General features: G+C 56.8%; 11 protein-coding genes and 2 pseudogenes. 8 read left to right on the forward strand and 5 right to left on the reverse strand.

Annotation, left to right across the window (positions count from 1 at the left end; genetic code table 11):
- Nucleotides 1-5: 5 nt before the first annotated feature.
- Nucleotides 6-1,370, forward strand: coding sequence for a sensor histidine kinase (locus DXK50_RS23415; protein ID WP_212631932.1), 1,365 nt, complete (start codon nt 6-8; stop codon nt 1,368-1,370).
- A gap of 215 nt (nt 1,371-1,585) precedes the next feature.
- Here DXK50_RS23415 and radC read toward each other — a convergent pair.
- From radC to DXK50_RS23430, 3 genes and pseudogenes are all read right to left on the reverse strand, one after another.
- Nucleotides 1,586-2,091 (reverse strand): annotated as a pseudogene (gene radC, locus DXK50_RS23420) (RadC family protein).
- A 494-nt stretch (nt 2,092-2,585) separates the two neighbouring features.
- Nucleotides 2,586-2,933 carry a LasR-specific antiactivator QslA gene (locus DXK50_RS23425; RefSeq protein WP_212631933.1) on the reverse strand — a complete coding sequence of 116 codons (348 nt, stop codon included), beginning with the start codon at nt 2,931-2,933 and terminating at the stop codon, nt 2,586-2,588.
- Entirely contained in the window at nt 2,930-3,199 is a 270-nt protein-coding gene (locus tag DXK50_RS23430; RefSeq protein WP_023106401.1) for a hypothetical protein, read from the reverse strand. The genes DXK50_RS23425 and DXK50_RS23430 overlap by 4 nt, the downstream gene beginning before the upstream one ends.
- 506 nt (nt 3,200-3,705) lie before the next feature.
- Here DXK50_RS23430 and DXK50_RS23435 point away from each other — a divergent pair.
- The 7 genes from DXK50_RS23435 to DXK50_RS23465 all read left to right on the forward strand — a co-directional run bounded on the left by DXK50_RS23435 (nt 3,706) and on the right by DXK50_RS23465 (nt 16,186).
- Nucleotides 3,706-5,238 carry a sigma-54 interaction domain-containing protein gene (locus DXK50_RS23435; protein WP_249186991.1) on the forward strand — a complete coding sequence of 511 codons (1,533 nt, stop codon included), beginning with the start codon at nt 3,706-3,708 and terminating at the stop codon, nt 5,236-5,238.
- 48 nt (nt 5,239-5,286) lie between these two features.
- A complete protein-coding gene (locus DXK50_RS23440) occupies nt 5,287-8,670 on the forward strand; it encodes a type I restriction endonuclease subunit R (protein ID WP_212631934.1) in 3,384 nt (1,127 codons plus the stop codon).
- Nucleotides 8,671-8,702: 32 nt separating this feature from the next.
- On the forward strand, nt 8,703-10,286 hold the full coding sequence (locus DXK50_RS23445; RefSeq protein ID WP_212631935.1) for a type I restriction-modification system subunit M: 1,584 nt from the start codon (nt 8,703-8,705) through the stop codon (nt 10,284-10,286).
- On the forward strand, nt 10,283-11,458 hold the full coding sequence (locus tag DXK50_RS23450; protein WP_212631936.1) for a restriction endonuclease subunit S: 1,176 nt from the start codon (nt 10,283-10,285) through the stop codon (nt 11,456-11,458). The genes DXK50_RS23445 and DXK50_RS23450 overlap by 4 nt, the downstream gene beginning before the upstream one ends.
- A 14-nt stretch (nt 11,459-11,472) precedes the next feature.
- Nucleotides 11,473-13,299, forward strand: a complete 1,827-nt coding sequence (locus tag DXK50_RS23455; RefSeq protein WP_212631937.1) for an AAA family ATPase — start codon at nt 11,473-11,475, stop codon at nt 13,297-13,299.
- A gap of 84 nt (nt 13,300-13,383) precedes the next feature.
- Nucleotides 13,384-14,358, forward strand: a complete 975-nt coding sequence (locus DXK50_RS23460; RefSeq protein ID WP_212631938.1) for a 5'-nucleotidase — start codon at nt 13,384-13,386, stop codon at nt 14,356-14,358.
- Nucleotides 14,359-14,389: 31 nt separating this feature from the next.
- Nucleotides 14,390-16,186 carry a GmrSD restriction endonuclease domain-containing protein gene (locus DXK50_RS23465; RefSeq protein ID WP_212631939.1) on the forward strand — a complete coding sequence of 599 codons (1,797 nt, stop codon included), beginning with the start codon at nt 14,390-14,392 and terminating at the stop codon, nt 16,184-16,186.
- An 864-nt stretch (nt 16,187-17,050) separates the two neighbouring features.
- On the opposite strand, the pseudogene DXK50_RS23470 reads toward DXK50_RS23465, so the two are convergent.
- Both DXK50_RS23470 and DXK50_RS23475 read right to left on the reverse strand, forming a co-directional pair.
- Nucleotides 17,051-18,165 (reverse strand): annotated as a pseudogene (locus DXK50_RS23470) (IS3 family transposase).
- Nucleotides 18,166-18,313: 148 nt separating this feature from the next.
- The gene (locus DXK50_RS23475) at nt 18,314-18,913 is read right to left on the reverse strand and encodes a TetR/AcrR family transcriptional regulator (protein WP_212631940.1); all 600 of its coding nucleotides are present in this window, start codon (nt 18,911-18,913) and stop codon (nt 18,314-18,316) included.
- Nucleotides 18,914-19,050: the final 137 nt, after the last annotated feature.

Here is a 19,050-nt window from a genome sequence, read left to right on the forward strand (position 1 = left end):
CGACTATGCCAGCGATTGCTGACGCCAACCTGACGGGGGAGAGAACTAATCCGACGCGGAGAAGCCTGCGCCTGCGCATCCTAGTTGCTCTGTTGCTGGTGTTCGCATTGGGCTTCGGCAACCTGGCTATTCACCTCTACGGCACCCGTGACGAGCTGCGAAGGACGATGCTGGAGCTTCAGGCGCATGCCGTAACAGAGGGGATACGGGACGAGAACGACATGAGGCGCCTGCCACTCAGTTATGCCGGAGAGTCATTGGGCTACACCCTTTATTCGGCACAGGGAGAAGTGCTGTGGTTCTCGGAAAACCTGGATCGACCAAGCCGTTTGCGTACTGCCATGTCGGAGCAGGGAAGTCGCTGGTGGCGCTGGAGCCCAATCGGTGGGCGCGTGATCAATGTTCCGGTGCGCCTGCCTGATGGTGCGACGTTGATGGTGACGCGCAACGACGCGAAAGAACGCGGGACGATCGATCGCCTGCTGCTCGAACGTCTACTGCAGAGCCTCTTGATCATGCTGCCGCTGGGTCTGCTGTCGGTGCTGTTGATCCTCTGGTTACTCAACTGGACGCTGCGCCCGGTCAGACGTGCTGCCGATCTGGCTGCTTCCATTGGGCCCGGGGAATTGAACCGACGCATCCCTCTCACCAATTTGCCCGTGGAAATCCGGCCCCTGGCCGACGCGGCCAATCGAGCACTTGATCGTCTAGCTGAGGCCTTTGCTGGTGAACGTCGTTTTGTGGCGGATGCGGCTCACGAACTGCGCACGCCACTTACAGTACTCGACCTGCGCATGCAGGAGGCTCGTGAGAGCGAACGCCCGGATTGGCCGGCCTTGGAGCGTGAAATGCGTCAGATGCGTCGTTTGGTCGGGCAACTGCTCGAACTGGCGCGTCAAGAGGGTATGGCGGGTAAGCAGCAGAGGGGCGAGCAGACGAGTCGCGTGTCACGTGTGATCCGTGAGTCGGTGGCGAGCATGCTGCCCTTGTTCGAGGCCAGGGATCGTGACCTGAGCGTTGACGTGGAGGATGGCTTGGTTTGCTGGGGCAATCACGATGAATTACGCGAGGTGATGCTCAACGTGCTGGAGAATGCCCTGCTGCACGGCGCAGGGAAAGTCCGGGTGCGGGGACGGAAGTTCGCTGGGAATGTCGTCATTGAGGTTTGCGATCAGGGTGAGGGGGTTGCACAAGATCAGCGGGAAGCAATGTTCCAGCGTTTCAGCAAGGGGCGCCAGGGCAGCGAGGGGACGGGGCTTGGCTTGGCCATCGTGCGCCGTATCGTGGAAAACGCCGGTGGCCGCGTTGCTTTCGTCGATGGACAAGCCAGCACGTTAGGTATCGTGCTCCCTCTGACTCAGGCTTGCTGAATATCACCAGCAATCGTATCGACGTCCAACCAAGTGCCAGCTGATTGCAGGCCATCAGTTCTTTGAGTGACGTCGCGAGAGGCACTTGCAGGAGGATGCTCACAAGCTCGCGTCCAAACGCCAAGAAAGCCAAGGGCGCTGGACGAGATGAACCGGCGGAACCCGCTGCGCACGCCTGCAAGGGCGCGGCAAAAAGGGGGCTCAGCCCCCTTGGTTCATAACAGCCCAAGCTCAGCGAAAGATACGGTGCGCTGGCCTGCCACGATGATGTGATCCAGCGAGCGGACATCTACCAGCGCCAAGGCTTCTTTCAAACGCTGCGTTAGCACCTTGTCAGCCTGGCTTGGCTCTGGATTTCCACTTGGATGGTTGTGCGCGAAGATCACTGCCGCTGCATTCAGGCGCAGTGCTTCCTTGACCACCTCGCGCGGGTACACAGACGCACTGTCGATGGTGCCGCGGAACATCTCGACGTACTGGATCAGGCGATGCTTGGCATCCAGAAACAGCGCTGAGAAAACCTCGTGCTCAAAGCCACCCAGCTTCGCGATCAAGTACTCCTTGACCAGCTCTGAAGATGTGAAGGCTGCGCCCCGCTGAACCTTCTGATCGATTACCTTGCGAGCAGCGTCCAGGATCTGCTCCGCAGTAGCAGGCAATAACGACCTTGCTCGTCGCGAATCATCAGAGAAGCGTCAAAGGCGAGAGAAAGCTGCGACATGATCATGCTCCAGTTGCTCGGGCGGAATTGCCCGGAACCGGTCCAGCACGGCGCAGCGCAGCTGTCAGGGGGCGATAGCCGGCCCCGCCGCAAATGCGCGAAGCGCATGCAGCCCTTGACGGCGAGAACGCCGTGATAGGGTGAGAGGAAACAGCAAGACCGCCATTCCACCGATCTCACAGGCGCCACCAGCAAGCGCAGCGCGCAGGCTCTATCGGTACAGCCTAAAACGCCCAGAGGCGTTGTTGGCGAGCACTAGAACTGCAGATATGGCCTGCACCAACAACGAGAAAGGAACGAGGCTGGTCGCCACTTTATAGCCAGTGCCCAATCAAAACGATTGGCAGACGGACGCTACCGAAATATTCTCCGGTCTCTGGGCTAACGAAGTGCAAACAGTCAGTACGCTGACCCTGCACTCCGTTAGCTCAGAACCTTCCTTCCTGGTCTGTGTAAACAGGCCACTTCTTCATTGGCATTTGCCATGGCTCAGGTCAGCCCTGACAGCTCGCTCCTGCGAGCGTCAGGGTCTTTCTGTGGCCAAAGCAATCACCCGCGGTATAGATCTCGGCCTGCTCACCGCAGCGAAGATGCGAGCACATACGCTGGTGGATACGACTCAGGAAACCCACCTCAAAAGCTCGCCGCTCAATAGCGCAGGGCAGCAGGTCGCGCTCGGCGATCATCACTGCCCATAGCCATCCACTGCGGGCATTGTCGATCCAGGTCTGTGCCAGCTTCACGCCTTGGTCGAATGCCTCTCTGCAATCGGCAGCCCAGGTGATCTCCATTCCTGGATGGCCGTCGTGAGGTGGAAGGTAGGTCATCACGCCCTTGCTCATCTGGCACCTCCTCGAACGTCAGAGAGGGCACGGCGATAGAGCACGACCATTTCATCGAGCAGAGCCAACGCTGAATAAGCAGCGATACGCACGCGCAGATCCGCAGGCTGCAAGCCCTCAGGTTCAGCCAACTGATCAAGCAGATTACCGAGCATCACGCCACGCAGTTCAGCGGCAGCTTCAGAGGGCAGGGGAGAGCGTTCGGATTCATGCAGCGGGCTTCGCTGCAGCGGGAAAGGTACGACGCAGGATTCGAACTCAGCCATGGCGCACCTCCTGATCAGAGGTGAACAGCAAGACCTGAAGCCCAAGGCGGAGCTCTCGGGTAAAAAAGGGGTAGCGCATTTTCCTTATGCTCCTTGGTTCGATTAAGGAGCCGCCACCAATCGTTGCTACACAATATGGAGGCGGACCGCACGGGGGTAGCAAACCGGGAACCAAGGGAACCGGCCAGGCAAAAGCCTGCCCCGTACGGCCCGCCATAGAGACGCGATAACGCAGTGCCGAGGCACTGGCTATGCGCTATGACGCTGCCGCATCTTGGTTTCCTAGGTTGCTACACCCGGCCGTGGGATTTACCACGACGGGCGCACTCTAGCCCGAGGGTTTCAGGATGGCAACCTACTGTGGCGTAGATGCACTGCAAGTTGCGCTTTTGCCGTTTCGTGAGGGGCGAGGTGGTAGAGGGGCCCGGTAAGCTTGAGTTTTAGTAGCTAACAATGAGCCATCATTGGCAGGATGGTTTACCATCCGTTTCGCACGAAAGCGCGCATTGTTCTTCAACCTGAAGGTGGTCTGGAGATGTCTAGGGAGTGCAGGGAAATTGGCGAAACAGCAGAATATGTTGGCCTGCTGGGTAGGTGGGAACGATCTCAAAGCCATTGATGGCCAGGAGTTAGGTCCAATTCTGTCCACCCTGAACACGGTGCCAGTTGATAGCGTCGAGCTTCTCTGTTCATACCCCGCCGAGCGCGTTGAACCCTACCTGGCCTGGCTGCGCCAGCAGGTCGATGTACCAATCACCGCGCATTACGTATCCCTGTCTTCCCCTGTTCATTTCGGGGAGATCTACCAGGCCGCCAGTCAGCATTTAAAGCGCCTCAGTACCTCTGCTAATCAGCTTTCTATTCTGCTCAGCCCCGGCACACCTGCGATGCAAGCGGTGTGGATTCTGCTGGGCAAAACGCGTTATCCGGCGACGTTCTACCAGTCGTCACTTGAGCAAGGCGTTCAGCGGGTCGAGGTGCCTTTCGAGATCGCGGCCGAGTATGTGCCGGCTGCCAATACCATAAGCACCGACAAACTGGTTCAGCTCGCCGGGCTTGATGCGCCTGTGGACGCAGCCTTCGACAGCATCGTGACGCAGAGCGAGCGCATGCTGGCCCTCAAGGCGCAGGCGCAGATACTCGCGGCGAAGCAGGTGCCGGTGCTGATATACGGTGAAACCGGCACTGGCAAAGAATTGTTTGCCCGCGCCATTCACAATGCCGGTCCACGTTCTGCGGCGCCCTTTGTGGCGGTGAATTGCGGTGCCATCGTGCCGGAGCTGATCGACTCAACCTTATTTGGTCACAAGAAGGGCGCATTCACCGGCGCTATTGCAGATCGGCCCGGGGTGTTCCAGCAGGCCCATGGCGGGACGCTGTTTCTGGATGAGTTCGGCGAGCTGACGCCAGATGTTCAGGTGCGACTGCTGCGTGTACTGCAGGAAGGCACCTTCACTCCGGTCGGCTCCAACCAGGAGCTCAAGGTCGACGTACGGCTGATCACCGCCACTCACCGGAACTTGATGCAGGAAGTCGCCCAAGGGCGCTTCCGTGAAGACCTGTTCTATCGCATTGCTGTGGGGCTATTACACCTCCCGCCGCTCAGAGGGCGCGAAGGTGATTTGCTATTACTGTCGGAAAGGCTGCTGGCAGTCATTGCCAGCCAGGACGCAAGCCTCGGCGATAAGAAAATTTCCGCAGAGGCAAAAAATCTTATTCTCCAGAACCCCTGGCGTGGCAATGTTCGCGAACTGCAGTCCACCTTGTTGCGCGCAGCGCTGTGGTGTTCGGGCGATCTGATAACGGCTCATGATATCGAGCAAGCGATGTTCAAATTGCCGCAAGCCCAGGCTGATGTACTGGCCATGGATGTTACGCAAGGTATTGATCTGCAACAGGTAATCGCCGATGTTGCAGGGCATTATCTGCGCAAGGCGCTGACTTTAACCGGCAATAACAAAACCCGCGCTGCCAGCCTGCTGGGTCTTAAAAGCCAGCAAACGCTGAGCAATTGGATGGACAAATACGGCATCGAATAAAACTGGCACGGTCCTCGCTATGGGGCCGATATGGACAGAATCGCCTTTATGAAATCAGTCAACTTCGAGTTCCTCCGCCCCGGCAACGAGTTGCTGGCAAACCTTGCCGGCCTGGCCGAAGCCGTGCTGCATATCGATCCGGGCAGTGCGCTTACCCGTCTGCGCAGCTTCGCTGAAGAGCTGACTAAAGCCATCTACAAGGAAGAACTGCTGCCGCGTATGCCGCAGTCGAGCTTCTACGAACTGGTAAAAAATCCGGTGTTTGTCGATTGCGTCAGCAAGCCGCTAGTGCACCAGATCAACTTCCTGCGCATTCAGGGCAACGACACTGCCCACGGCGCCGAAGGGGATTTGCGCAATGCCCAGCTGGCGCTGAAGACCGCCCACCAACTGGCCATGTACATGGCCATCAAGTACTACGGCACTGAGCAGGCTTCGATCCCTGAGTTCGCCGAGGTCAAAGACCCAACGGCGATGCTGGCCAGCCTGCAGAAAACTGTCTCCAGCTACGAGAAGGAACTCAACCAGCAGCAAGAAGAGCTGCAGCGCGTCATGGACAAGCTGGAGCAGGAGCGCACCCGTCACCTCGACAAGGTCGACGCGCCCGCCAAGCCTGACCAGCAAAAGCGTCAGCAACAGAGCCAGCAGGTGGCCGACAGCCTGCAGTGGAACGAGGCCAAGACTCGCGCGCTGCTAATCGACACCATGCTTTTGCAAGCCGGATGGGATGTCAGCAACTCCGCACAGGTCGGCCGGGAAGTGGAAGTCGATTTCCCCGACAACCTCTCCGGCAAAGGTAAGGCTGACTACGTACTATGGGGTGACAACGGTCAGCCACTGGCCGTGATCGAAGCCAAGAGATCTGGCAACGTCAGTCTGCAGGCGGGGCGCGAGCAGGCCCGCATGTACGCGGACGGCTTCGAGCGCATGGGCATGCAGCGTCCGGTGATTTTCTATAGCAACGGCTACGAAACCTTCATCTGGGACGATACGCAATACAACACCTATCGCCCGGTGTATGGCTTCTACAGCAAAGACAGCCTGGAATACTTGATCTACCAGCGTCAGTACCGCATCCCTGAGCTGGAGAAGCACAACCCCGATCTGAACATTGCCGATCGCTCCTACCAAATCGAAGCCATCAAGACCGTTGCCAAGCGGTTCCAGGATCAACGTCGCAAGGCTCTGATCATTCAGGCTACCGGCACCGGTAAAACCCGGGTGGCTATTGCTCTGGCCGAACTGCTGCTTCGCACCGGCTGGGCCAAGCGCGTGCTGTTCCTCTGTGACCGCAAAGAGCTGCGTGTACAGGCTGATGACGCCTTCAAGCAAAACCTGCCCAGCGAACCGCGCTGCGTGATTGGTGAAACCAACAAAGTTGATCAGACCGCTCGCGTCTACATTGCCACTTACCCAGGCATGATGAACCGCTTTGCCCAGCTGGATGTGGGCTTCTTCGACTTGATCATTGCCGACGAAAGCCACCGCAGCATCTACAACAAGTACCGCGACCTGTTCGACTACTTCGATGCCCTGCAGGTAGGCCTCACTGCTACCCCGGTGAAGTTCATCAGCCGTAACACCTTCGATATCTTCGACTGTGAAACCACGGACCCCACCTTCGAGTTTGGACTGGATGCCGCCATCAATAACGAGCCGCCATATCTGGTGCCGTTCCGTGTGCGTGATCTGACCACCGACTTCCTGCGCGATGGCATTCACTACAACGACCTTACCGACGAGCAGAAGCGCCAGCTCGAAGAAGACCTCGGCGAAGAAGAAGCCAAGCGCACCACCATTGCCGGCAAGGACATCGGTCGCAAGATTTTCAGTGAAGATACCGACCGCATCATTCTGGAAAACCTGATCAATAACGGCATTAAGGACGAGACCGGCTCACTGGTCGGCAAGACCATTGTTTTCGCTCAGCGTCAGGATCATGCCGAGCATCTGGAGGCGCTCTTCTGCAAGCTCTACCCCCAGTACGGCAGCAAGGTCTGCAAGGTCATCCACAACCAGATCCCGCACGTGGATACGCTGATCAGGGAATTCAAAAAACCGGATAACGACTTCCGCATCGCCATATCGGTCGACATGCTCGACACCGGAATCGATGTTCCAGAAGTGGTCAACCTGGTGTTCGCCAAGCCGGTCAAGTCCTGGGTCAAGTTCTGGCAGATGATCGGTCGCGGTACACGCCTGCGTCCCAATCTGTTTGGTCCTGATAAAGACAAGAGTGAATTCTTGATCTTCGATCACTACGGCAACTTCGATTTCTTCGAGCAGGAATATCAAGAGCCTGAAGACACCGGCAGCAAATCCCTGCTGCAAACTACCTTCGAGGCCCGTCTGGCGCTGGCCCAGGCCGCCCTGCATCGTAATCACGCCGCTGCTTTCGATGCCGCCATCGCCTTGTTGCGTGCTGACATCAACGACCTGCCCGATACCAGTGTGGCGGTGAAGCGAGAGCTGCGGGCCGTGCACCAGTTGCAGCAAACCCAGCAACTGCAGCAGTTCGACGGCAAAACTCAACATCTACTGGCAAACACCATCGCGCCGCTGATGTCCGCTCGCGTGCTGCGCGACAAACATGCCTCAGCGCTGGATAAGCTCATCGCCGGTATTCAATGCTGCCTTGTCGAGCAGGCCAGTTGCTTCGATGACGGTAAAATGGTCTTGCTCGCCGAGCTGGACAAGCTCGCAGTCAACATCCAGGCCGTACGTCAGAAGGACGCACTGATCGCCGAAGTGCGCAGTGCCGATTTCTGGCTGCAGCCGAGCATCGACAAACTAGAAAATGCCCGCCAAGAACTACGCGGCATCATGAAATATCGGCAAACCGGCAGCACGGGCGGCTATGTCATGCCCAGCACCCGCACTAGTGACGACGGGGTGGAAGTGAACGAGCGTACGGTCATCATTGCCGGTGCCAATGAGGCCATGATCTACCGACGTCGCCTCAAAGATATCCTCGATACCATGCTCGCGGCCAACCCGACCCTGCAGAGGATTCACAAGGGTGAGCCCATTGCCGAACCGGAGCTGAAAACTCTCACTTCGGCCATTCTCACCAGTCACCCCGGTGTCAGCCTGGAGGTGCTCAACGAGTTTTACGGTCGTACGGCGGATCAGCTGCACCTCACTGTGCGCGAGATCATCGGCCTGGATGCCAAAGCCATCGAAGCGCATTTCACGCAGTTCCTGCATGAGCACCCCAGCCTCACCGCTCAGCAGGTGCGTTTCATGAATCTGCTGAAAAACTACATCGCCCAGTACGGCAGCATCGTTGTGGACAAACTCTACGAGCCACCCTTCGACAGCATTTCCCACGAAGGTATCGACGGTGTATTCGCTCCCGCCGATGTCACCGAACTGGTCGCCGTGCTGAAACCTTTCCTGAAGAACCCTGATCAGCCCAGCACACCCGCCTGATGGCTGTACAACCCATAGATCGAGACCACTGAATGCTCACCGGTAAAATCCGCAACCATATCGACAAGCTCTGGGAAAAATTCTGGACCGGAGGCATTACCAACCCGCTCACCGTGATCGAGCAGATCAGTTACCTGATGTTCGCGCGCATGCTCGACATGCAGGAAGACGTGGCCGAGCGCAAGGCCAACCGCACCGGCAAACCCTTCGACCGCCTGTTCCCCAATACCCCGGCAGGCCAGCTGCTGCGCTGGAAGAACTTCCGCAACATGAGCGGCCGCGAGCTGCACAGCCACCTCAAGCAGAGCGTTTACCCGTTCTTCGCTACCCTGGGCAGCGCCGAAGGCGAGGGCGGTGCGCGTGAAGGTCTGGGCCATATCAGCGAGTACATGCAGGACGCCGATCTGGAGATCAAGAACGAGTCCGTGCTCACCTCCGCCGTGGAGATGGTCAACGACCTGCCGCTGACCCAGAGCGACGTCAAGGGCGATATCTACGAATACCTGCTGAGCAAGCTCACCACTGCCGGCATCAACGGCCAGTTCCGCACGCCGCGCCATATCATCGACGCGATGATCGAGCTGATCGACCCGCAGCCCACTGAGGTGATCTGCGACCCCTCCTGCGGCACCGCCGGCTTCCTGGCCCGCAGCATGGAATACCTCAACCGCGTGCACTCCAGCGCGGAAGGCACCTTCCGTGACGAAGACGGCAACCTGCATTACACCGGCGACCAGCTCGAACCCTACCGCCAGCACATCAACAGCCAGATGTTCTGGGGCTTCGACTTCGACACCACCATGCTGCGCGTCTCCAGCATGAACATGATGCTCCACGGCGTGAACGGCGCGAACATCCGCTACCAGGACACCCTGAGCAAATCCATCAAGGAGCACTACCCGCAGCAGGAAGAAAACTTCTTCGACGTGGTGCTGGCCAACCCGCCGTTCAAAGGCAGCCTGGATGAAAGCAACACCAACCCCGACGTGCTCGGCCTGGTGAAAACTAAGAAGACCGAGCTGCTGTTCGTCGCCCACATCCTGCGCTCGCTCAAGCTCGGTGGCCGCGCCGCCGTGATCGTGCCGGATGGTGTGCTGTTCGGCTCCTCCAAGGCGCACCAGCAACTGCGCCGCGAGCTGCTGGACAACAACCAGCTCGAAGGCGTCGTCAGCCTGCCCAGCGGCGTGTTCAAACCCTACGCCGGCGTCAGCACCGCCATCCTCATTTTCACCAAGGGCGGCACCACCGAACGCGTGTGGTTCTACGACCTGCAGGCCGACGGCTACTCGCTGGACGACAAGCGCACCGAGCTGAAAGGCGAGGGCAGCAACGACCTGCCCGACGCTATCGCGCAGTGGCATAAATACCGGCAGATGGTGGAGGGCAATATCAGCGCCAGCACCATCAATACCCTGTTCGGCGACAAGCGCAAAAAGGCCTTTGTCGTGCCTGCCGAGGACATCGCTACCAATAAGTACGACCTCTCCATCAACCGCTACAAGGAAGTGGAGTACCAGCAGGAGCAGTACGAAGACCCCAAGGTGATTCTGCAACGGCTTAAAGGGCTGGAGCAGGAGATTCTGGCGGATCTGGATGAGCTGGAGGAGATGCTGTGAGTTGGCCGCTGGTTACGCTACAAGAAGTTTGTTCACTGTTAACAGATGGAACTCACTATACGCCTCCTGATGTTGGAGTAGGTATTCCATTTCTTACAGTAAAAGATGTATCTGATAATGGGTTGGATCTATTGTGCTGCTCAAAAATTTCCGAGGAAGAGTATAAAAAGGCTAATGCTGGAAATTCGGCACCTAAGGTTGGCGATGTTCTGTTTTCGAAAGATGGAACTGTTGGAAAAGTTCATGTGGTGCAAGAGGATAAAAAATTTGCGGTGCTTTCTTCATTGGCAATTTTGAGGCCATCAAGTGAGCTTGACTCTAATTATCTTGGTCATGTACTAAGAAGTCCGTCAGTGTTAGAGCAGGCTTCAAAAAACAAGACAGGGTCAGCGCTGAGGCGAATAATTCTCGGGGATATTAAAAAACTTAAAATCCCACTACCCCCCCTGCCTGAACAAAAGCGCATCGCCGCCATCCTCGACAAAGCCGACGCCATTCGCCGCAAACGCCAGCAAGCCATCCAGCTCGCCGACGACTTCCTCCGCGCCGTGTTTCTGGACATGTTCGGTGAGCTTGTCACATCTTCTGGGTACGCAAGCTCGCAAAAGTACAAGCTGCTGGAGTTGGTTGATTACATTGACTACAGAGGTAAGACACCTGAGAAATCAGATTCTGGAATTCCTTTGATAACGGCAAAAAACGTCAAGAGTGGTTATGTTGATGATGAGCCGAGAGAGTACATTCCCGAAGAAAACTATGACGCATGGATGACGAGAGGCTTTCCCAGAAAGAACGATGTTCTTTTTACTACCGAAGCACCACTCGGAAATGTTGCCTTGCTAGGTGAGTATGAGAGGGTTGCAATTGGTCAGCGTTTGGTAGCTCTGCGATCCAAAGGGAAGGTGACACATGAATACCTCCTGTTCTTGTTGCTGCATCCTTTTATCCAAGACTTAATTTATGCTCGCTCTTCCGGTAGTACGGTGAAGGGGATTCGCACAAAAGAGCTTTATGCCATTGAGCTTCCAGTGCCGGATATGCAAAAGCAAAGAGAGTTTTCAGCTGTTTACTGGAAAAGCAAATCGCTCACGAGCAATCAAGAATCTGCACATCAACTGAACGTGTTGAATTTCAGTGCGCTGTCTCAAAAAGCCTTTGCTGGCCAGCTGTAGATAAGGAAATCCCCATGCGCCTTAAGTCCGTCAAGCTCACTCATTTTCGTGGCTACCGCGCCACCACGGTTATTCCCATCGACCAAGCCATGACCGGCATCGTCGGTCGTAATGACTATGGCAAATCGACCATCCTCGAAGCCTTGGCCATCTTCTTCGAGAGCGGCGACGTCAAGGCGGACAAGAGCGATATGAACTGCTTCAGCCTGGGCGAGGGCGCTGAGCAGTTCGAGATTGCCTGTGAGTTCGACGGCCTACCTGAAGCGCTGGTGCTGGATGAAAATGCCCAGACGTCCTTGGCGCAGGAATACTTGCTCAACGCCGAGGGCGCGCTGGAGATTGTCAAAACCTTCAAGGGCAACACCGGCAAGCTGGAGCGTACCGCCATCCGCTGTCTGCATCCTGCGGATGAAGCGCTGGCTGGGCTGTTGAGCCTAAAAATGGCCGAACTAAAAAAGCTTGGTGAGCAGCAAGGCGTTGCCGAGCAAGTGGCGGACAAACGTGTGGCCTCACAGTGGCGGCAGGCTATCCGTGCGGCAGCACAACCCATCGCCTGTCAGGAGATGCTGCTCGACGTCAGCAAAGGTCTTTCGACCGACAGCAAGTCTATCTGGGAAAAGATCGAGTGCCAGCTTCCCACCTTCGCCCTGTTCAAGGCGGATCGTGAAAGCAGCGATGGCGATGCTGAGGCCAAGAACCCGCTGCAACAGGCGGTCAAGGAGGCTCAGGCTGCGCTGCAGGATCAGATCAGCGTGCTGGAACAGCAGATTGAAGCTAGTGTCCTTGATGTCGCAGCCCGTACCCTCGACAAGCTCCGGGAAATGGCCCCCGAGCTAGCCAATGAGCTGACCCCGCGCTTTAAGGAAAAGCCCAAATGGAGTTTCAGCTTTACCCTAGATGGTGAGAACGGTATCCCCATCAACAAGCGCGGCAGCGGTGTGCGCCGCCTGATCCTGCTCAACTTCTTCCGCGCCGAGGCGGAGAAGGCGGTAGTGGGCTCCCAGCGTAATGTGATTTATGCCATCGAAGAGCCGGAGACCTCCCAGCACCCGAACTACCAGATGATGCTGATGAAGGCGTTGCTGGAGCTTTCCAGCCAGCCCAACCGGCAGATCATCGTCACCACCCACGTCCCCGCCCTGGCCGGCTTGATGCCCATCGATGGCATCCGTTACGTCACCAAGGACGAAAACGACATCCCCACAGTCAGGATGCCCAATGACGATGTGCTCAAGGAGGCCGCCGAGAGTCTGGGTGTGCTCCCCGAAACGGGTATGGAGCGGGCGAAGGGAATCATCCTGGTGGAGGGCAAGAGCGATATCACCTTCCTGCGTCACACAGCTAGCACCCTCAAGGCGGCAAGCGTTATTGACCGCGATCTCGATGATCAGGGGCTTATCCCGATTCACGTTGGCGGCTGTGGAAACGTGAAGCATTGGGTCACCCATCAGCTTGCCGACGAAATTGGCCTGCCGTGGTGCGTTTTCCTGGACTCAGATCTTGGTGATTCCTTTCAGCACAAGACAAACCTCAAGCGAAAACAAGAAGTTGAAGGGCTTGGACGGGCGTTTTATTCGACTCGTAAGCGTGAAATCGAAAACTACCTGTGTCCAGATTTGATTCTGCAAGAAGCCGGTGTCGTGGTTAATTTCACCGATACCAGCGATGCCAAGCAGATCATTGGTGACGCAGTGGGGATGAAACCAGACGACGTTTCAGATCGATTCTGGCCTCTGATGAATGCCGACCAAATCCTCCAGCGCTCGATGTACCAAGAGGGAACTGAGCAGCGATCTGAACTGAAAGAGTTGATCGAGAATTTGCTGGCGCTGGTTCCTTGAGTCCAGGGTGGTGTATGACCCATTCGAAAGCGGTGTTCTCTTTGCCCATACCGGGTGGTGCTAGGTGGCTGGAAGGTAGGCTTTATGGCGCTTGATTTAAGCAAAACCCTGGTGGTCGGGATTTCCGCGACGGCTCTGTTCGACATGAGTGAGTCCGATCAGATGTTCAAGGCCGCGCTAGAGGCCGATCCCGAAAGCGTGATTGATAACTACCGTCGTTATATGCAGGCGCGTGAGGACGAGCCGCTTGCCCCAGGTACTGGTTATCACCTGGTCAAGGCGCTGCTCGACCTCAACCGGCATATGAAAGGTGGCGAGACCTCCCCGTTGGTCGAGGTGGTGGTGATGTCACGCAATAGTCCGGACACCGGTATTCGCGTGCTTAAGACCATTCGCGGCGACCAGTTGGCAATCACCCGCTCGGCCTTTACTGGCGGCGAGTCGGTGGCCGACTACATGGACGCCTTCGATGTGGACCTGTTCCTGACCACCAATGTGGAGGACGCGCAAAAGGTCATCGATTCCAGGCGCTGTGCTGCAGCCATCCTCAAGCCGCCACCCGCCAACGCCCCGCAAATACCCGAGGGCCAGGTGCGAATTGCCTTCGACGGTGACGCGGTGCTGTTCTCCGATGCCAGTGAGCTGGTCTACAAGACCCAGGGACTGGACGCGTTCAAGGCCCAGGAAGATGCGCTGCAACATACACCGATGGAAGAGGGCCCTTATGCCAGCCTGCTGATAAAGCTGGCCCGTCTGCAGGAGCGCCTACCCACTGGCGGCAAGGATTCTCCGATCAGGATTGCCATCGTCACCGCGCGAAATTCGCCCTCGGAAATGCGTGTCATCAATACCCTGCGCGCTTGGGGCGTGTACGTTGATGAGGCGTTCTTCTTGGGCGGAGTCGGTAAGCCCAAAGTCCTCAGGGCCTTCAACCCGCATATCTTCTTCGATGATCAGGATGTGCACTTGGAAGCCGCTGCCAATCTGGTACCCTCTGGCAAAGTGCCATATATCACCCGGTCCGGTCTGGCAGAACTGCCGCCAGCTGCGAGCGCGTAGATTCGTTTTATACGTATGCAAAGGAATGCCCATGTCAGCGCAGAAATACTCCGTCAATCAGCACCTGATCGAAACCTTGCTGACGTGGGTGAAATCCGGAGAGATCGCCATCCCGGAAATCCAGCGGCCGTTCGTGTGGGATGCCACCAAAGTGCGCGATCTGATGGACAGCTTGTATCAGGGCTTTCCGGTGGGTTACATCATTGCCTGGCGCAACCCGACGGTGAAGCTAAAGGACGGCTCGCTGGCCGAAGGCAAGAAGGTGTTGATCGATGGTCAGCAGCGGGTAACGGCACTGACTGCCGCCATCGCCGGGCAGCAGGTAATCAACCAGGATTACCAGCAGGTGCGTATCCGCATCGCCTTTCACCCTATTGAGGAGCGCTTTGAGGTCAGCAACCCGGCTATCGAGAAGGATAAAGCTTGGTTTGCCGATATCGCCCCCATCGTCAGCGGTGAGCTCAAGGCGCACAAGGTGGGCCGTGACTATCTGGAGCTGAATCCTGGGGTGGACGAAGATCTGCTCTACGAACGGCTGGACAGGCTGTGCGATATCACCAAGAAGCAAATCGGTCTGATCGAGTTGGCAGCTGATCTGGATATCGAGACGGTCACCGAAATCTTTATCCGCATCAATTCCAAGGGTGTGGTGTTGAGTCAGGCGGACTTCGCCATGTCAAAGATCGCTGCCAACGAGGAGTTCGACGGCAACACGCTACGCAAGGCGATCGACTATTTCTGCCACCTGTCCATTGCGCCGGAGTTTTACGCGCACATCGAGAGCAACGACAAAGCATTCGTGCAGACCGATTACTTCAAGGCCATGCGTTGGCTGAAGGGCGAGAACGACGACTTGTACGACCCCAGCTACTCGGACATGTTGCGGGTTGCATTCACCACTCGTTTCAACCGTGGACGACTGTCGGATCTGGTCGGCCTGCTCTCGGGGCGTAACTTCGAGACTCGCAGCTACGAGAAGGAAATCGAAGAGGCGTCGTTCAAGACCCTGAGCGAAGGGGTGAAAGAGTTCATCAACGAGACGCACTTCAAGCGCTTTCTGATGATCGTCCGCTCGGCCGGTTACGTGGATAGCTCCATGATCGGTTCGGTCAACGCGCTTAACTTCGCCTACGTACTGTACCTCAAGCTCAAGCGCGACCTGGGCAACAACCCCAATATCGAAAGCTGGGTGCGCCGCTGGTTCGTTATGTCGCTGCTTACGGGCCGCTATTCGGGTTCGCCGGAATCGCGTTTCGACAAGGACATTAAGGCCGTGCACGAGCGGCCATTTGCCGAGGTGTTGGCGGAAATCGAAGCCGCAGATTTGTCCGACGCCTTCTGGGATTTCGGCTTGCCGCAGGCGCTGAACACCTCCTCAGTCAACGCCCCGGCCATCAAGGTATTCTGGGCCGCGCAGGCCAATCGCGGGGACAAGGGCTTCCTGTCCAAGGACATCACCGTGCGTGACATGCTTACCCATCACGGCGATATCCATCACATCTTCCCGAAGAACTTCCTCAAGCAGCAGGGACTGCTCAGAAGCAAGTACAACCAGGTGGCCAACTACGTGTACGTGCAGCAGGAAGTGAACATCAAAATCGGCGACACCGCCCCGGCGGCCTATATGGACGCTGTTTTCGCGCAGTGCGAGAAGGGTGAGGCCCGCTACGGTGCGATCACCCGAGTGGATGATCTCAAAGCCAATCTGGCCGCCAACTGTCTCCCGGAGGATCTGGCAGCCTACCAGCCCGAGCGGTTCGAAGCGTTTCTGGCCGAGCGTCGTAGGCTGATGGCGCAGAAGATCAAACAGTATTACTGGGCGTTGTAATTACCACTAAATTAGAAACTTGTTGAGGAACCGCAGCGATGCGGGAGTGCCGTTGTTAGGTAGAGAGTAGTTCCATTGGGTTTGGGGCAGTGCCAGTTTGATTAGGGACTTTTGCGGGAAATCGTTGAAAGCTGGTGGCGCAGAAGATCAAGCAGTATTACTGAGCGTTGTAATTGCCACTAAATTAGAAACTTGTTGAGGAACCGCAGCGATGCGGGAGTGCCGTTGTTAGGCAGAGAGTAGTTCCATTGGATTTGGGGCAGTGCCAGTTTACTTAGGGACTTTTGCGGGGAATCGTTGAAAACCGTTGGATAGAGTAGAGCAGTGGCTGCAGCGAGCGCTCAAAATTATCCTATTAAAATCAATGCCTTATAAGCTAGACCTCCGGCATGGGGTGCAAGGGGTCGAGTGTTCGAATCACTCCGTCCCGACCAAAAAACCCTAGAAAATCCAGTCACTTAGCGGTGACTGGATTTTTTTATGCCTGATGGGTTTTCCGTCTCGCTCGAATTTTGTGCCACTTTTTGTGCCACTGGTTTTTCGAGGCACCAGATGGCTCATCTGGTGGGTTGTTTCGGGAGATACAGCTCGTGCTGTTCCTCGCTCAGGATAAGCGCCTCCAAGACCTTGGTTCTGGATAGCTGGTGTTCTTCAGCAAGCTTGTCCAGGATTGCGTTGACGCTCAGGGGGAGCACAAAGTTGTATTGCTTCTTCTCGACAGCCTTCTCGCGCGTTTTTTGCGTGCTCCAGCGCCTCTTAATTTTGTCGACATAGAGTTCCTTTTCCTCGTCGGAGGCTCCGCTATGGTCGAAAAACTCCAGCAGCTCAGTGAGCTTTGTAAAGGGCTCGGCGCGCCACGGGGTTCTACCCCATTTCCACGGACGGTTTGAAAAGGGCTGAAAACTTCAGATCTTGCCGGGCGACTCTACGACGCATTCGTGGGTTATGAAACCGCTCGATGTAGTCGAATAGATCCGCCCGAGCCTCATCACGAGTTCGATACGACTGATGGGCAACGCGCTCCCGTTTGAGCTGATCGAAGAAGCCTTCACAGACAGCGTTGTCACCGCAATGCCCGACGGCACTCATGCTGCAAACCAGCGTGTTGCGATTCAGAAAACGCTGGTAGTCAGCACTGGTGAATTGGCTGCCGCGATCCGAATGCAGGATCACTGACCAGTCACTCTGGCGCTGCCAGATCGCCATCTCCACCGCTCGAATCACCATCTGCCGATCCTGGCGGTGGTGCATCGACCAACCGATCACCAGCTTGCTGTACAAGTCGAGCACCACGCATAGAAAGAGTTTACCTTCCTGGGTAGCGATGTCCGTGACCCACTTGCGCTCTGGTTCCTGCGCGGTGAAATCGCGCTCCAGCAGGTTTTTCACCCCTGCTGGACGGCTGCTGGCTACTCTTCCAAAACCACGCCTCTTCCGGCGTGGCCAGCCTTGAATTCGCTCAGCCGCCATCAGGCGAGCAACGCGGTTCAGGCTGACGGCCTTGCCCTTGTCGAGCAAATCCACGGCTGTCCTCGTGAATCTCCCGAATGCGCCTCACCAAGCGCGCATTCTCCTGAGCTCGCGGGCTTGGTTCACGATCCTGCCAAGCGTAATAGCCACTGGCAGAAACCTTCAGGCAACGGCACATCAATCGTACCGGGTACTCGTTGCGGCAGCGCTGGGTCACCGTGTACCGCTCGATGACTCCTTGGCAAAGTACGCTGCCGCGTCTCTTAAAAATCACGTTCCTTGGTTACTCGGGCCAACTCGCGCTTGAGGCGGGCAAGCTCCTCATCCCGCGGGCTTCCCGTTCCAGGAAAGACTTTCTCAGTGCCTGGTTATGTCTCCCGCACCCAGCGTGTGAGCAGGTTGGGAGCAACACCAATCTCCAGGGCCACCTGTCGACAGCTCGCCCCTGAACGACGAACCAGCTCGATGGCTTCCCGCTTGAACTCGGGACTGTATTTCTTGCGCTTCATGAACACTCCTCAGCTCGGTGTGAGCTTACTCGAAAGTTTCCGTGTTAACGGGGTAGAACCCCCATGCCAACTTGGGAATGCTGCCTCATCAGGCTTGGGCATTGCCACCCAACTGCCGCAGTCGGCTCGTGACAGCAATCGTGGTGAATCAGAGTGCTGCAAGGCTGCCAACGATCAGTGCGTGCATGCCCTGGCTCAGCTCGGTTTCCATCTCTGCCTCCTCGGCGGCGCGTTGTGTCTCGTCTGCAGAGTCGCGGCCAGCAACCGAATACACCGTGTCTGCTACAGCGAAGCAGTGAAAAGCTACCGTCGCTAACAGTTGCCGGGCCTCCTGATCAGATATCGAGTAGCAGCGGGCGATGTGCATCTGATGCTCGACGATTTTCGTCAGCATCGATTCTGTCGCGACTGAGCGACGGATTACGTAAGGCGTTAGGCCGGGGTGTGCCTTTACAAAAGCCTGAATCGAGTCGGAGAAACGCAACAGGTAGTCCTTGAGTTCAACGCGCTCGCCTTCATCGGCTCGAGGGATCTGCCAACGGTTGAAGATTTCCTCGGCCACAAGAATCTTCAGTGCCTCCAGGTTCGCCACATGCTTGTACAGCGCCATGTGGCTCACCCCAATCGCAGCTGCGAGCCCGACGAAGGTGATGTTCGGCAGACCTATGGATATTCCCGCGTCGGCGATTCGTTCGCGTGTGATGGTGCGGGGCCTTCCGCGAGCAGCGGGTTTTTGCGGCGCTTTCATTCCAGTTCCTTCCTTCTGCGGGAAGTGTCTTGTAGCTGCCTCATTGGCTTTTCGCAAATTAGTTTATAGTTATGCAACTAAATGTGATTATAATTCTCATGCGCAGTGGCATCTCGCCTTGCTCGTTCACTCGCTGT

The sequence above is a fragment of the Pseudomonas sp. KB-10 genome, assembly GCF_018221585.1.
GTDB lineage: Bacteria > Pseudomonadota > Gammaproteobacteria > Pseudomonadales > Pseudomonadaceae > Aquipseudomonas > Aquipseudomonas yangonensis.